The 14,912-nt window shown below is 62.6% G+C and carries 15 protein-coding genes; 7 read left to right on the top strand and 8 right to left on the bottom strand.

Annotated elements, in window-relative coordinates:
• Positions 1-73: 73 nt before the first annotated feature.
• From QMK17_RS23765 to QMK17_RS23755, 3 genes are read left to right on the top strand one after another with little or no spacing between them, the layout of a single operon-like run.
• On the top strand, positions 74-568 hold the full coding sequence (locus QMK17_RS23765) for a 2Fe-2S iron-sulfur cluster-binding protein (protein WP_283511754.1): 495 nt from the start codon (positions 74-76) through the stop codon (positions 566-568).
• Positions 565-1,560, top strand: a complete 996-nt coding sequence (locus tag QMK17_RS23760) for an FAD binding domain-containing protein (protein ID WP_283511753.1) — start codon at positions 565-567, stop codon at positions 1,558-1,560. Before QMK17_RS23765 ends, QMK17_RS23760 begins: the two co-directional genes overlap by 4 nt.
• The gene (locus QMK17_RS23755) at positions 1,557-3,629 is read left to right on the top strand and encodes a xanthine dehydrogenase family protein molybdopterin-binding subunit (protein WP_283511752.1); all 2,073 of its coding nucleotides are present in this window, start codon (positions 1,557-1,559) and stop codon (positions 3,627-3,629) included. Before QMK17_RS23760 ends, QMK17_RS23755 begins: the two co-directional genes overlap by 4 nt.
• A 43-nt stretch (positions 3,630-3,672) precedes the next feature.
• Here the strand turns inward: QMK17_RS23755 and QMK17_RS23750 are convergent, their stop codons facing one another.
• The 4 genes from QMK17_RS23750 to QMK17_RS23735 are packed head-to-tail and all read right to left on the bottom strand — an operon-like array spanning position 3,673 to position 6,981.
• A complete protein-coding gene (locus QMK17_RS23750; protein WP_283511751.1) occupies positions 3,673-4,419 on the bottom strand; it encodes an amino acid ABC transporter ATP-binding protein in 747 nt (248 codons plus the stop codon).
• A complete protein-coding gene (locus QMK17_RS23745; protein ID WP_283511750.1) occupies positions 4,416-5,903 on the bottom strand; it encodes an ABC transporter permease subunit in 1,488 nt (495 codons plus the stop codon). The genes QMK17_RS23750 and QMK17_RS23745 overlap by 4 nt, the downstream gene beginning before the upstream one ends.
• Before the next feature lie 27 nt (positions 5,904-5,930).
• Complete coding sequence (locus QMK17_RS23740; RefSeq protein ID WP_283511749.1) at positions 5,931-6,413, bottom strand: RidA family protein; 483 nt, start codon at positions 6,411-6,413, stop codon at positions 5,931-5,933.
• 1 nt (position 6,414) lies between these two features.
• Positions 6,415-6,981, bottom strand: coding sequence for a histidine phosphatase family protein (locus QMK17_RS23735; RefSeq protein ID WP_283511748.1), 567 nt, complete (start codon positions 6,979-6,981; stop codon positions 6,415-6,417).
• A gap of 76 nt (positions 6,982-7,057) precedes the next feature.
• Here QMK17_RS23735 and QMK17_RS23730 point away from each other — a divergent pair, with 76 nt between their 5' ends.
• The 3 genes from QMK17_RS23730 (at position 7,058) to QMK17_RS23720 (ending at position 10,483) form a co-directional block, all read left to right on the top strand.
• On the top strand, positions 7,058-8,233 hold the full coding sequence (locus QMK17_RS23730) for an acyl-CoA dehydrogenase family protein (protein ID WP_283511747.1): 1,176 nt from the start codon (positions 7,058-7,060) through the stop codon (positions 8,231-8,233).
• A gap of 10 nt (positions 8,234-8,243) precedes the next feature.
• A complete protein-coding gene (locus tag QMK17_RS23725; protein ID WP_283511746.1) occupies positions 8,244-9,341 on the top strand; it encodes an acyl-CoA dehydrogenase family protein in 1,098 nt (365 codons plus the stop codon).
• Between the two features lie 236 nt (positions 9,342-9,577).
• Positions 9,578-10,483 (top strand): phosphodiesterase, encoded by a 906-nt coding sequence (locus QMK17_RS23720; RefSeq protein WP_283511745.1) that lies wholly within the window; start codon positions 9,578-9,580, stop codon positions 10,481-10,483.
• A gap of 42 nt (positions 10,484-10,525) precedes the next feature.
• On the opposite strand, the gene QMK17_RS23715 is transcribed toward QMK17_RS23720, so the two are convergent.
• The 4 genes from QMK17_RS23715 to QMK17_RS23700 form a co-directional block, all read right to left on the bottom strand.
• Complete coding sequence (locus QMK17_RS23715; protein ID WP_283511768.1) at positions 10,526-11,998, bottom strand: stealth family protein; 1,473 nt, start codon at positions 11,996-11,998, stop codon at positions 10,526-10,528.
• A 169-nt stretch (positions 11,999-12,167) separates the two neighbouring features.
• Complete coding sequence (locus tag QMK17_RS23710) at positions 12,168-12,518, bottom strand: VanZ family protein (protein ID WP_283511744.1); 351 nt, start codon at positions 12,516-12,518, stop codon at positions 12,168-12,170.
• Positions 12,519-12,553: 35 nt separating this feature from the next.
• Positions 12,554-13,174 (bottom strand): class I SAM-dependent methyltransferase, encoded by a 621-nt coding sequence (locus QMK17_RS23705; RefSeq protein ID WP_283511743.1) that lies wholly within the window; start codon positions 13,172-13,174, stop codon positions 12,554-12,556.
• Between the two features lie 132 nt (positions 13,175-13,306).
• Complete coding sequence (locus QMK17_RS23700) at positions 13,307-14,323, bottom strand: NADPH:quinone reductase (RefSeq protein ID WP_283511742.1); 1,017 nt, start codon at positions 14,321-14,323, stop codon at positions 13,307-13,309.
• A 73-nt stretch (positions 14,324-14,396) separates the two neighbouring features.
• On the opposite strand from QMK17_RS23700, the gene QMK17_RS23695 reads away from it, so the two are divergent.
• A complete protein-coding gene (locus tag QMK17_RS23695) occupies positions 14,397-14,903 on the top strand; it encodes a mycothiol transferase (RefSeq protein WP_283511741.1) in 507 nt (168 codons plus the stop codon).
• Positions 14,904-14,912 lie beyond the last annotated feature (9 nt).

Below are 14,912 nucleotides of genomic sequence, written 5' to 3'. Positions count from 1 at the left end.
GGTAGCCTCACCTTCACTGCCCGCCAGGGGGTTTGAGAGTTTGATCGATTCCGCGGCGGGTACCCGCATCCGCATGACCCGAGTGACCCTTCGCGTGAACGACGTCGACCATGAACTCGACTGCGATGTCCGCACCACCCTGCTCGACGCCCTGCGAGAGCATCTCGACCTCATCGGCGCGAAAAAGGGTTGTGACCACGGTCAGTGCGGTGCGTGCACCGTGCTGGTCGACGGCAGGCGAATCAACAGTTGTCTCGCTTTCGCCGTCGGATATCAAGGTCGCGATATCACCACGATCGAAGGGCTGGCCGACGGCGACACTCTCCATCCCGTGCAGCAGGCATTCGTCGACAACGATGCCTTTCAATGTGGCTACTGCACCTCCGGTCAGATCTGCTCGGCAGTCGCCGTCATCGAAGAGGTCAAGCAGGGTTGGCCCAGCGCGGTGACCGAAGACGACCAGCCGAGTCTTACCCGCGAGGAGGTTCGAGAACGCATGAGCGGAAATCTCTGTCGATGTGGCGCCTACGCGAACATCATCCCTGCAGTTCTGGAGGCCGGAGAATGAAAACCTTCACCTACGAGGTCGCGACGGATGTCGACGATGCAGTCGGCAGGCTGGCTTCGGATCCGGATTCTGCATTGCTCGGCGGCGGGACCAACTTGGTGGATTTGATGAAACTCGGTGCTGCGCAGCCATCGTCGCTCATCGATATTTCCAGGCTGCCCCTTCGCGACGTCGAAGTGCGGGGCGATGGATCGCTGCGGGTCGGTGCCGCTGTGACCAACAGTGATCTCGCGGCGCATCCCGTCGTCCGAGCCAGGTACCCGGTGCTGTCCAAGGCGGTGTTGTCCGGCGCGTCCGGACAACTGCGGAACATGGCAACAACCGGTGGAAACCTTTTCCAGCGCACTCGGTGCGTGTACTTCATGGACGCGTCCAAGCCGTGCAACAAACGCGATCCGGGGTCCGGCTGTCCCGCGATCGAGGGGGAAAATCGTAACCTCGCAATTCTGGGCGCCTCGGATCGGTGCGTCGCAACCCATCCCTCGGACATGGCAGTGGCGTTGACGGCGCTCGACACTGTCCTGGACATTGCGGGTCCCCATGGCGGTCACCGTATGCCGATCCTCGACCTCTACCGCCTGCCCGGTCAGGATCCTGATTTGGACACGAACATCGGTCACGACGAAATCGTGACGGGTCTCGAGATCCCCGCTCTGCCGAGCGGCGCGGTATCGACGTACCGGAAAGTTCGCGACCGGGCGTCGTATGCCTTTGCGCTCGCGTCGGTGGCCGCAGTGCTTCGAGTGGAGGACGGACAGGTGACGGAGGCGCGTATCGCACTCGGCGGTGTTGCCCACAAACCATGGCGAGCGATCACCGCCGAGGGGGAGTTGCTTGGGAGGTCGGCTACGCACGGAGCGTTCCGGGAAGCGATCGATTTGGAGCTGCAGGCTGCTCAGCCGTTGCGTGACAATGCATTCAAGATCCCGCTGGTGCGCAATCTGGTGACCGAGACGTTGACGGAACTGGCACAGCGGGAGATGTTGGCATGAGCACTGCATCGGTCGGATCTCCGATTCAACGTACCGAGAGCATCGAGAAGGTCACCGGTCGGGCGCGCTATGCCGTCGAGCAACAGTCCGATAGCGCACCGGCGTACTGCTGGTACGTGCCCGCATCCGTTGCGAAGGGGCGCGTCGTCGACGTGACATCCAACGACGACGCACTCACCCTGCTGTGGCACGGAAACGCCGAGAAACTGAGCGAGATCGAGGACACCGAGCTTGCTGTCCTGCAGTCGGATCGCATCGCATATCGCGGACAGATCGTCGCGGCTGTCGTTGCGGATTCGCTCGAGGAGGCCAGAGAAGCAGCCTCTCGGGTTCGGGTGACCTACGCAGACGGCGGCAAGCCCGACAATGGGCTAACGAGCGATCACTCGACGCTCTTCGCGCCCGAGTCCGTCAACGCCGGGTTTCCCACCGACGTGACCATCGGAGATCCAGAGGCAGCGCTGGCCTCGGCTGTCCACACCGTCGACCACTGGTATTCGACGTCTCCCATGCACAACAGTCCGATGGAACCTCATGCGACGACGGCAGTGTGGTCGGAAGGTGTTCTGACGGTATGGGATTCGACCCAGGCGCCGTCCGGTGTACAGGGGGATCTCGCGACGGTATTCGATCTCGATCCGAAGAACGTCCGCGTGGTTGCCGAGAACGTAGGCGGGGGTTTCGGCGCCAAGGGAAGCACCAGGCCCAATGCTGTTCTTGCCGCGATGGCAGCGCGAGCGACGGGGCGGACGATCAAGCTCGCACTACCGCGTCAGGCGTTGTTCGATCTCGTCGGTTATCGAACTCCGACCATCAATCACGTGCAACTCGGCGCCGACGAGCAGGGCATTTTGACGGCGTTGGCGCACGACACCTTCCAGCAGACTTCACAGATTTTCGAGTTCTGTGAGCAGACGGCGGAGCCGTCCCGTCATATCTACGCCTCGCCGAATCGCCGTACGACGCACCGACTCGCCGTCCTCGATGTCCCGACGCCTCGCTGGATGCGAGCTCCGGGGGAGGCGCCGGGGATGTTCGCGGTGGAAACGGCAATCGACGAGTTGTCCTATGCGGTGGGGATCGATCCGATCGAGCTCCGGGTCCGCAACGAGCCCGATGTGGATCCGGCGAGCGGGAATGCGTTCTCGAGCCGGAGCGTCGTCGAATGCCTTCGCGAGGGTGCCGAGAAGTTCGGCTGGGCCGAGCGCGACCCGCGGCCCGGTCATCGCCGTGAGGGACGAAAACTGATCGGTTCCGGGGTGGCCACCGCCAGCTATCCGGTGTTGATCAGTCCCTCGTCCGCGTCGGCGAAGATAGCCGCGGACGGATCGATCACGGTGTCCGTCGCAGCGTCGGACATCGGGACCGGAGCCCGAACGGTGTTGCGGCAGATCGCCGCTGATGCGCTCGCGGTCTCGGCGGATCGCGTCGAGTTGAAGCTGGGCGACAGTGCTCTACCCACAGCGCCTGGTGCAGGGGGTTCGTCCGGTACGTCGTCGTGGGGATGGGCGGTGACGAAGGCATGCCGTGCACTGGTCGACAAGGTTGGGAGCATCGACGATGCCACCGGGCCGGCGGAGGTCACCGTCGAGACGTCCGAGGAACTCGAGAACCAGAAGGATCTTGCGCGTATGGCGTTCGGCGCACAGTTCGCCGAGGTGGAAGTAGATATCGACACCGGTGAAGTGCGGGTGCGCCGAATGCTCGGAGTGTTCGGCATCGGTCGGGTGATGAATCCGAGATTGGCTCGCTCACAGCTGATCGGCGGTATGACGTTCGGCCTGGGCATGGCGTTGATGGAGGCGGGTAACACTGATCGCGAGTTCGGCGGCTTCTCCAATCACGACCTCGCCGAATATCACGTTCCGGTGTGCGCGGACACTCCTGATATCGAGGCGGTGTGGGTCGAAGAGATCGACGACGAGCTCAGTCCGATGGGCGGCAAGGGTATCGGCGAGATCGGCGCGGTCGGGTCGTCCGCTGCTATCGGCAACGCGGTCTACCACGCGACGGGTGTGCGGGTGCGCGGTTTACCGATCACGCTGGACAAGGTGCTCCCGCACATGTGAGTGCGAATACGTCCCCTGCGACGTATTTCCACTCACGAGGCACTCAGGCCAAAATACGCTGCAGGAACTGCCTCGTGCGCGGCTCGGACGGATTCTTCAGCACATCCGCCGGCAGTCCGCGTTCGACGACGACGCCGCCCTCGATGAACAGGACCTCGTCGGCTACCTGTTCGGCGAAGCGGATTTCGTGCGTGACGATCACCATGGTCCAGCCTTCTGCGGCAAGACTTTTGATGACGGCGAGAACCTCGCCGACCAGTTCGGGGTCCAGTGCGGACGTAGGCTCGTCGAACAGCATCAGCTTGGGCCGAAGCGCCAACGCCCGCGCTATTCCGACGCGTTGCTGCTGGCCACCGGACAGCTGGAACGGATACTGATCGGATTTGACGTCGAGTCCGACCTGATCGAGCAGCCGATGCGCGTCGGCGATGGCCTCGTCCTTGCCTCGCTTCTGCACAATCACCGGACCCTCGATGACGTTCTGCAGAACAGTCTTGTGTGGGAACAGGTTGTGCTGCTGGAACACCATGCCGCTCTGCGCGCGGAACGCACGAAGCTGGGCGGGCGAGACCTTCTCGGAGAAGTCGACCGTGACGTCTCCGATCCGGATGACTCCGGCGTCGGCCGGGTCGAGGGCGTTCAGTGCCCTGAGCACCGTCGTCTTGCCGGATCCCGACGGTCCGATGATGACGGTGACCTTGCCCGACGGGACGGAGAAGGAGATATCGGTGAGGACATCGATCGGGCCGAACGACTTCTTCAGCGACTTCACTTCGAGGAGATCGGTCATTTCGCCACATACCTGTCGAGTCGGACTTCGAGTTTGCCTTGGAAGAACGAGAGAATCATGCAGATCACCCAGTAGTAGAGCGCCGCAACGCTGTAGAGCGCGAAGAAGTCGAACGTGGGTGCAGCAGCGAGTTGGGCGACGCGAAGCAGTTCGGTCACCAGAATGGTCGAGGCGAGCGAGGTGTCCTTCACCAGCGAGATCAGGGTGTTGGACAGCGGCGGAACAGCGGTGCGCAGTGCCTGCGGTAGGACGATGCGCTGCAAGGTTGTTCGATAGCCCATACCAATGGTCGCCGACGCCTCCCATTGGCCCTTCGGCACACTCAGAATCGCGGCGCGAATGACTTCGGCGGCATAACCACCGACATTCAACGAAAATGCGATCACTGCCGCGGGGAAGGGATCGATCACCACTCCGAATTGCGGCAGCGCGTAGAACACGATGAACAGCTGCAGCAGCAGGGGGGTGCCACGGACGATCGAGACGTAGAACCGGGCGACCGAGGACAGTGCCTTCTTCGACGAGATACGTGCTAGTGCAACGGCAAGCGCGATGACGAGACCGACGACGAAACTGATGGCGGTCAGTGGAATCGTCATCGTGAGAGTCGCTTTGAGCATCGGCCACAGGTTGTCGAGAATCAGATCGAGCTTCGACGGGGCCACCGAGGCTTCGGCGTCCGATGTCGGAGCCTGAGTGTCGGCGGTGGGGGCAGCGACGTCGGAACCGAAATACTTGGACGAGATCTGCGCCAGCGTCCCGTTCGCTTGGAGCGTGTCGATGGCAGCGTCGACCTCGTCCATCAATCCGCTGTCCTTGCGGGCGGCGAATGCCTGGTAGCTGGTATCGCCGGTTTCGGCTGCCACCTTGACCCCGGTATCGCCGGTCTGCTTCAGGTACTCCGCGATGGCCAGGCTGTCGTTGACGGTGGCGTCGACGCGCCCGTCCTTGACGAGGGTGACGGCTTGAACGAAGCCTTCGACGGCTTCGACTTTGGCGCCCGCATCGGATGCGACCTCGGCCCAGTTGCTCGTCGACGACTGTGCGGTGGTCTTGCCGGTCAAGTCTGCGACGGACGTGATGGAGGTGTTGTTCGCCGCGGTGAGGATCTCGCCGTCGGACACGGTGTACGGCTTGGAGAGGTCGTAGGCGCTCTGCCGCGCCGGATTGATGGTCACCTGGTTGGCGATGAGGTCGAAGCGTCGCGATTCGAGCCCGGCGAAGATGGAGTCGAACGGCGTCTGGACATATTCGACGCGCACGCCGAGCTCGCCTGCCACAGCGTTGGTGACATCGATGTCGTAACCGGTGAGCTGGCCGTTCTCGCCCTGATAGCTGAACGGGCTGTAGGTTCCCTCGGTGCCGACGACGAGGACGCCGTCGTCGTTGATCTGATCGATCAACGGGCCCGAGGACGATCCACAACCGGCCACTGCCAGCAGCGCGACAATCGCGGCCAGCAGGGCAAGGATTTTGCGGTGCATGTGGGGCCTTCCTCAGCCTTTAAGAGATCAGCCGTCGATTTCGATCTCTGCAGATACAACCACGGCGTTGTTCATCGGGAGAGCTGCCGCCCCGATTGCGCTCCGGGCGTGCGCCCCGATCTCGGGGCCGAAGACCTGAAGAACGAGGTCGGAGAAGCCGTTGATGACGGTGGTGGTCTGCGTGAATCCATGATCGGCGTTGACCATCCCCGAGGCGGTGACGAACGCGCTGATCCGGTCGAGATCTCCGATTGCGCGGCGCACACTGGCGAGAACTGCGAGTGCTGTGTCGCGGGCGGCATCCGTTGCGACGTCGAGCGGCACCTCCGACGGCACTGCACCGAACGGGCCTGCCAATGACCCGTCGGGTCGCTGGGGCGAGTGGCCGGAGACGTAGACGCGGCTTCCTCGCACCCGCACCCATTCGAAGGAGAACTCGAATCCGGGAGGGGCTTGAGGCTCCTGCGGCAGGATGAAGCCAAGTTCTTCTATCCGTCGTTCGATGTGCATCTCACCACAGCCTTCGTGTCGGAACCCCGTTGATCGTTTTCACAGTCCATGCGGTGCCGTCATGAACGAGCGTCGACACGCCCGCGTTGAGAATTCGCGGCGACGGCACCCCGCGGAGCGCATCGAAGATTCCACGGATGATCCCGCCGTGCGCCACTGCGATGACCGAGGAATCCGGATGCGCGACGGCGATGGCGTCGATGGCGCGTACTCCACGGATGATCATCTCGCGGCGAGCTTCCAGCCCTGGATACATGCCGTGAGGCCAGCGGGAGTACGCGTCGTAATCGGTGAAGCCCTCGGCGTCGCCGAAATGGCGTTCGGCGAGATCCGGGTAGGTGGCCGTACGTGTGATGCTCAGGTGCGAACCGATGATGTCCGCAGTTTCGGAGGCGCGGGACAACGGGGAACTGACGAGCAGATCCCACGGGTGGTCTTCGAGCTCATATACCGCCTCACGTGCCTGCGCGCGCCCCGTGGCGTTGAGTGGGATGTCCGAGCTGCCCTGAAGCCGCCCGTGCAGATTCCAATCTGTTTCGCCGTGCCGAACCAACGCCAGAAAAGTCATAGTCAGCGAAGATTATCGTAGTTACCAGGGGGTACGGTCGAGAAAGACATAGTGGTCGAAAGCGGAGGGACCTTCAATGAATCTTGCCCTGTCAGAAGAAGAAGAAGCATTTCGCGACAAGATGCGGACGTTCTTCACCACCGAGGTTCCCGCGGATATCCGCGAGAAGAACCGTGTGGGCATCGAATTGAGCCGTGAGGACATGGTGACGACGATGCGCATTCTCAATGAAAACGGTCTTGCTGTTCCGCACTGGCCTACCGAGTTCGGGGGTCAGGACTGGACACCGGTGCAACGTCACATCTGGCTCGACGAATTGCAGTTGGCGTCGGTACCCGAGCCGCTTGCCTTCAATGCGTCCATGGTCGGTCCAGTCATCGCGACGTTCGGTTCGCAGGAACAGAAGGAGAAGTTCCTGCCGAAAACGGCGAACCTGGACATTTGGTGGTGTCAGGGATTCTCCGAGCCGGAAGCAGGTTCCGACCTCGCATCGCTGCGGACGACGGCTCTGCGAGACGGTGACGACTACCTGGTCAACGGTCAGAAGACGTGGACGACGCTCGGGCAGTACGCCGATTGGATCTTTGCGCTCGTGCGCACAAATCCGGATGCACCGAAGAAGCAGGCAGGTATCTCGTTCCTGCTGATCGACCTGTCGACTCCCGGAATCACGGTGCGCCCGATCAAGCTGATCGACGGCAGCGTCGAGGTCAACGAGGTGTTCTTCGAGAACGTGCGCGTTCCGGCGGAAAACTTGGTGGGAGAGGAAAACCAGGGTTGGAGTTACGCGAAGTTCCTGCTCGGGAACGAGCGCACCGGAGTTGCACGCGTCGGGCACACCAAGGTGCGCCTCGATCGGGCAAAGGAATACGCGGCCGCGACGGCCGTCGGCGACGGCACGCTGCTGGAGGACCCGCTGTTCGCGGCCCGTTTCGCCGAACTCGAAAACGAAGTTCTCGCACTCGAACTCACCCAGCTGCGACTGGTGTCCAGTTCGGCCGACGGCAAGCCGAACCCGGCGTCCTCGATTCTGAAGTTGCGTGGTTCGGAACTGCAGCAGTCCGCAACCGAGTTGCTCATGGACATCGCCGGACCCGATTCGCTCCCGTACGAGGCAGGCGAGGACATCGACAGTCCCGGCTGGGCGCAGCGGTCCGTCCCGACGTACCTCAACTACCGCAAGGTGTCGATCTACGGCGGATCCAACGAAGTGCAACGGCAGATCATCTCGTCGACGATTCTTGGATTGTGAGGTTTCAGACATGGATTTCGAACTGAACGAAGAACAGAAGCTGCTCCGCGACACCACTCGTGAGGTGCTTTCCCGCGCGTACGACACCGAGAAGCGCAACAAGATCGTCGCCGAGGAGCCGGGTTGGTCCGCGGACGTGTGGAAGCAACTCGCCGAGGTAGGTCTCCTCGGGCTCAGTTTTGCCGAGGACGACGGCGGTATGGACGCCGGCCCGGTGGAGATCATGGCCGTCATGACCGAGGTTGGTCGCCGCCTCGCACCGGAACCCATTCTCGATGCCGTGTTGGTCCCCGGTGGACTGATTTCCGCCGTCGGCTCGGTCGATCAGCGTAAGCGTGTACTGCCGGGCGTTGCCGAAGGAAGCACGCTGCTTGCGTTCGCGCACAACGAAACCGGCAGTCGCTGGCCGAACATTGCAGTCGGGGTGACTGCAGTCGAGGATGGTGGTTCTTGGTCTATGAACGGCACCAAGAACCCGGTCCCGCACGGCGGAAGCGCCGATCTCCTCGTCGTCAGCGCGGCGTTGCCGGGCGGTGGTGTCGGATTGTTCCTGGTCGACGGTGACGCGAACGGGCTGGAGCGGAAGTCCTACCAGACCCACGACGGCCAGCGCGCGGCTCAGATCACGTTCGCCGATGTCGCAGCCGAACCGCTCGGCGAGGGTGCCGACGCAACGGCCGCGATCGTGGCATCCGAGGTCAAGGCTCAGGCAGCCCTGAGCGCCGAGGCTGTCGGGGCGATGGAAGAAGCCCTGCGGCTGACGACGGACTACCTCAAGCAGCGCAAGCAGTTCGGGGTTCCGCTCGCGAAGTTCCAGGCGCTGACGTTCCGTGCAGCAGACATGTACGTGTTGCTCGAACTGGCACGAAGCATGGCCCTCTACGCGACGATGAACCTTGCGGACGGCGTCGTCGATCCGAAGGTGGCCTCGCGGGCGAAGCTGCAGATATCCCGGTCGTCGCGCAAGATCGGCCAGGAAGCGATTCAGTTGCACGGCGGCATCGGCGTCACCGCCGAATATCCCGTCGGGCACTACGTCAGCAGGCTCATTGCCATCGAGCACACCCTCGGCGGTGTGGACGAGCATCTGCGAGTGCTGTCCAAGTAACCCCCTCTTCAGACCACGGCCGGGCGCCCGCTACAGCGGGTGCCCGGCCGTACCTACAGGGTCAGGACGCGGCTGCACCTTGCGTGAACGGACGTGCTTTTGCACAAGGTCATGGAGTTCTCGCGGTGTTTGCTCGCCGTACCCGAACAGTTCCTCTCAGGAGGCTTGGCTACTGTGAACGGCGAGGAACACGCGATCAGCGTGACCATTGATAGCCGATCGGAAGCGAGATACCGATGAAGGCTCGGACGGCGGAGTACCCACGCCCGAATCACTGTCTTCTTCATGTCAGCGATACACACCTCGTGGCACAGGGTGATCTCTACGGCGCAGTGGACAGCACTGAGCGGCTCAGTCGCGTTCTGTCCGACGTGATGGCTTCAGGCGTCCGTCCCGATGCTCTGGTGTTCACCGGAGATCTGACGGACCGCGGGGAGGCCAGGGCGTACGACGCGCTGCGAAGCCTTGTCGAACCGGTTGCGGATGCATTGGGTGCTCGGATCATCTGGGCGATGGGAAATCACGATGACCGGGCCACGTTCCGCGTGCGCCTACTGGACCAAGAGCCGTCGACGGGGTCGGTGGATCGAGTGCACGACATCGACGGTCTCCGTGTGATCACCCTGGATTCGACTGTGCCCGGCCAACACCACGGTGCGCTGTCGAGTGACCAATTGGATTGGCTGACGGAGGTTCTGGTAACGCCAGCCGAATTCGGCACCATTCTTGCCATGCACCATCCGCCGGTTCCGGCGGTGCTCGATCTTGCCGTGCTCGTCGAGCTACGCGACCAGAAGGATCTTGCCGACGTGCTCCGCGGCACCGACGTCCGTTCGATCCTGGCCGGTCACCTGCATTACTCGACGACGGCGACGTTCGCCGGAATTCCGGTGTCCGTGGCGTCGGCGACCTGCTACACCCAAGACCTGAATGTGCCGTCCGGTGCTATCCGTGGCCGCGATGGTGCACAAGGATTCAACCTCGTACACGTCTACGACGACACGGTTGTCCACTCGGTGGTTCCCATCGGTACTTACGACACCGTGGGCGAGTACGTTCCGGGTGACGAGGTCGCGCGTCGTCTCGAGCAGTCGGGCGTCCGAATCGCCGACAGCACACGGCGTTCTCGCGTCAGCTTTTAGCTCTCGCGAGCCTTAACTCTCCCAGCCTTAACTTTCCCAGCCTTAACTTTCCCAGGGCGCGACGATCGGAAAGTACCGATCCAGGAAGTCCGTGACACGCCTGGTGCGGACTTCGAGGTCCACCTCGGGGAAGCTTCCGTCGTTGAGGCAGAAGAAGTCGACTGCACGCTTGGGGAGCAGGTTTTCCATGGCATGCAGCCCTGCGTGCGCGGTGGTGTCGATGTAGGTGACCCTCGCATCCCGCTGTACGACGGCGCGGCCGCTCATCAACGCGTAGTAGTGGTACAGCGAGTTGGTCACCGAGATGTTGGTACTCGCGCGGAACACACTTGCTGCGGTGGCGGCGAATTCGTCGGGGAATTCGTTTTCCATTTCCTGCATGACACTCTTGCGCAACGGTGTCGCCGCGTGTTCGAGATGGCGGGTGGTCATGAGGCCGAATCGATCTTGCAGGAGTCGACGATTGACTCGCGCAGCATTTTCGAAGCCACTTCGATCGGCGTCGTTGTATCCCAGTCCGATTCGCGTCGTCGCTTCGATGAACATGCTGATTCCGCCGGGGGAGAAGAACATCTGTGGTCCGACTGGTCGGCCGAAGAACATGTCGTCGTTGGAGTAGAGGAAGTGTTCGGACAGCCCGGGAATGTGGTGGAGCTGGCTTTCCACTGCCTGCGAATTGTGCGTCGGAAGAACCGATTTGTCGACGAAGAACGTCTCGCTCGGAACAAAAGTCACGCGCGGATCGTCGGCGAGCCACGATGGTCGATCCGAGTCTGTGGCGACGAAGATGCGCCGGATCCACGGTGCGTACATGTGAATCGACCGCAGTGCGTATTTGAGTTCGTCGATCTGGCGGAAGCGCGCGGACGAGGCGTCACCATCACCGACCACATAGTTCTGCATCCGCCGTGCCCGTTGTGCCTGGAACTCGGCGGAGGAGCCATCGACCCAGGAGAAGACGATGTCGATATCGAAATTGATGTCCGAGGCGTGGTCGGCGAACATGTTCTCGATCGTCGGCCACGTCTTACCGAATCGCTCGACAGTGCCCCGTACCGCCTCTTCGGGCCTGATGCTTCTCCGTGTGAGCGAATTCTCCACCGGCAGCTGAATTTCTGTCGGTGAGATCGACCACAGTTCGATCTGGACGGCGGTCGAAGCGGCGTAGTGCAACCCGCTCGCAGGTTCGACGCGCGGACGGAAGAGTCGGAAGATGCGGGCATTGGGTGCATCGGTCAGGAGGCCGTCCGCAACGAGAACAGCTTTCCCGCGTTTGACGTCAACGGTCTTGCAATAGAAAGGTTCTCGGGTGCACGCCTGGACGAGGGCGGCTCTCAACGCTTCGCGAGAGAGATCGTCGACGGCCACGACCGGGCGTTCGTCGTTGCCGCGCACCAGCAGGTAATTGATCTCGGCCTCGTCGAGAACTGCTCGGATGAAAAGAAGGTCTTCGACCATCGCCTGGTGCGGAGTGGTGGAGGTGATCTTCAGTGCAAAACGGCCGGCGAAGGGCATGACGTCGGATCGGTCGGTGAGTCTGGCTATCGACCCTGCCGATTCGCCCAGCACAGGGTCGTCGGAATCCTGCTCCGGTGGAACAAGGTAGATCTCGTGGGGCGGCGACGAGGTGATGATGATCCTTCCGGAGGGGGCCAGCGAGCCGAGAACCCCCGGAGCGTTCCAATCAGTGTATAGCCGTCCGGTCCGGTGCAAAGCGCACGGCGACGAGCAGGCCCGCAGCGACTCCCGCGGCGTCGAACAGTGCGTCGAGTGCGGAGCCGCTGCGGCCCAGCGGGAGAACTGCCTGCAGCATTTCGGACACGATGGCGAATCCGACGGTCCACAGCGCCGTGGTTCTTGTGCTGATCGCCGCGATCCGCGAGCTGTACGCGAGTGCGGCGAACAGTCCGAAGTGGATGATCTTGTCGCTGTGCTCGAATCCACTCGGTACTCCCGACGCCGGGGTGAACAGGATGATCAGCGCGGCGACCATCGAGACGGCGAGCGGGAGGTAGGACTTGCGCGGTGGTGACACCGTTACGAGTTTATCGGTTCACCTCCGACGCAAACCTACTGTCGACGAAGTAGAACAACAGTGTCGATGCGCTCGCCGTGGCTCCCGTCGGGGTTGTTGCCTGCTCGCACGCGGTCCTCGGCCACGACCGTCGTCCACTGGTCACCGTCGAACAGGGATGTGATCGAGTCGACGCCGAACAGCATTTCGGCATGCTGGTGTTGTGAGGCCATCGCATCGTTGGGGCTGTGGCCGACAATCAGGAGGTGCCCGCCGGCGGCCACAGCGTTGCCGAAACGAGTGAAGGCTGGACCGACCTGCAGTGGAGGTAGCTGGAAGAAATGGGCGGTCACGAGGTCGTAACTGCTCTCGGGAGCCCATTCGAGCAGGTCGCGGTGCAGCCACTCGATCGTGCGTTCGCCCTGTGCTTGCCGCGCACGATCGAGGGCGACCACCGAGATGTCGGATCCCGTCGTTGTCCAGCCGTTGTCAGCCAGCCAGAAGGCGTCGCCGCCCTCGCCGCTGCCGATGTCGAGGGCGGTGCCTGGCTCGAGCTTGGATGCCTCGGTGACGAGAACCGGATTGGCGTTGCCACTCCAGCGCATCGCGCGCTCGGTGTAGAGGTTGTCCCAGAACGGTTGGTCGAACACGGTGGGGGCGTCATCGTGAGTGGTCATGAAACTCAGGGTGCCGGGAAACTTCCGATTCCGCAATACTGCTTGCCGTTTTAGCAATACGGCCAGGCGCCCGTGAGCGGGTCTGTGACCTTCCGGCCGTCACACGAAGTGCTTGGAGCACGTTGCCGGTGGTCACCGAACGTCGATGAGAACCTTTCCGACAGTGTTGTTCTCGACAGCGGCATGAGCTGCGGCAGTGTCGGCAAGCGGGAATCGATGCAGCGGCAGTCCCGCGTCCTCGCCGACACCCAGAACTCCGGCGCCCGCCGCGGTGTTGACGTCCTCGGCTGCGGCATCGAGCGCCGCGACCCCGACGGTGTAGAGCAACACGAACTGGTATCGAATGTTCGACACCATATTTGGGCGGACGTCCAATGTGATGCTGTCGCCGCCGTTGTTGGCATAGATCGCGATCGAGGCTCGTGTCGAGGCGACCGCTATGTTCAGTTCCGCATTCTGGGCCGGTGCGACCTCCACGATCAGGTCGACGCCGTCCGGTGCGACGGCGCGAATCTCCGCTACAGCATCACCGGCGGTGTAGTTCACAACGTGGTGGGCTCCGGCGGCCGAGGCGAGAGCACCTTTCTCGGGGCCGCTGACGGTAGTCACGACGGTTGCTCCGGCCCATCGGGCCAGCTGGATCGCCGCGTGCCCGACGGCTCCAGCGCCACCGGCCACGAGCACTGTCTTGCCGCGGAGAGCACCGGGAGCGAGTCGCGAAGGTCCATCCTCGGATACCGTCAGGGCGCGGTGTGCAGTCATTGCGGGCACACCGAGGCTGGCGCCGACGTCGAAGCTGACGTTTTCGGGTAGCCGGACGACGTGTTCGGCGAGGACGACCGTGTACTCCTGCGCTGTTCCGGTCGGCCGCTGGTACTGGGAGAGGTAGAGCCACACTCTGTCGCCGACTGCGAGACCCTCGACTCCCGGACCCGCGGCGTCGATGATGCCTGCACCATCCTGGTTGGGAACCACTTCGTCGAACGCGATATCACCGCTTCCCCCGGATCGGTTCTTCCAGTCGGTGGGGTTGACGCCGGAAACGACTACCTTCACTCGCACTTCACCTGGGCCTGGTTCCGCTACGTCCCGATCCACGAAGTCGAGTACGGAAGTATCGCCGGTCCTGGAATAGGTAATTGCTTTCATGGTTGGTTCAACGGGATCGAATACGCTGGAAATTCCATGGTGCGGCGCCAGTCGCAGAAAGGATCACCCACCCATGAATCACGTTGCAGTCCTCGTCGAAGCATTCGAGCGAATCAAGGGCGTCGTTCACGACACCCTCGACGACATCCCGGCCGACGCGTTGACCTACCGACTCGATGCCGAAGCGAACACCATCGCGTGGCTGATCTGGCATTTGACGCGGGTACAGGACGACCATGTCGCGGGAGTGGCGGGTGCCGAACAGGTCTGGACCTCCGATGGTTGGGAGGCCCGGTTCGATCTGCCGTTCGACGGCGCGGCCATCGGTTACGGACAGTCCGCCGCCGACGTCGCTGCGGTCACCACCGGAGCCGACCTTTTACGGGAGTACCACGACGCCGTCCACGCCAGGACCGTCGCGTACATCGAGTCGCTGACAGCCGAGGATTTGGACCGCGTCGTGGACGAGAACTGGAATCCGCCGGTCACCCTGGGAGTGCGGCTGGTGTCCGTCGTCTCGGACGATCTCCAACACGCGGGGCAGGCTGCGTACGTCCGCGGTGTTTTCGAGAGAGCGTGAAACTTTCTG

This window comes from Rhodococcus sp. G-MC3 (assembly GCF_030063335.1).
GTDB lineage: Bacteria > Actinomycetota > Actinomycetes > Mycobacteriales > Mycobacteriaceae > Rhodococcoides.
The sequence above is the reverse complement of the archived record's forward strand: the minus strand, read 5'-3'. Positions and strand labels throughout refer to the sequence as shown.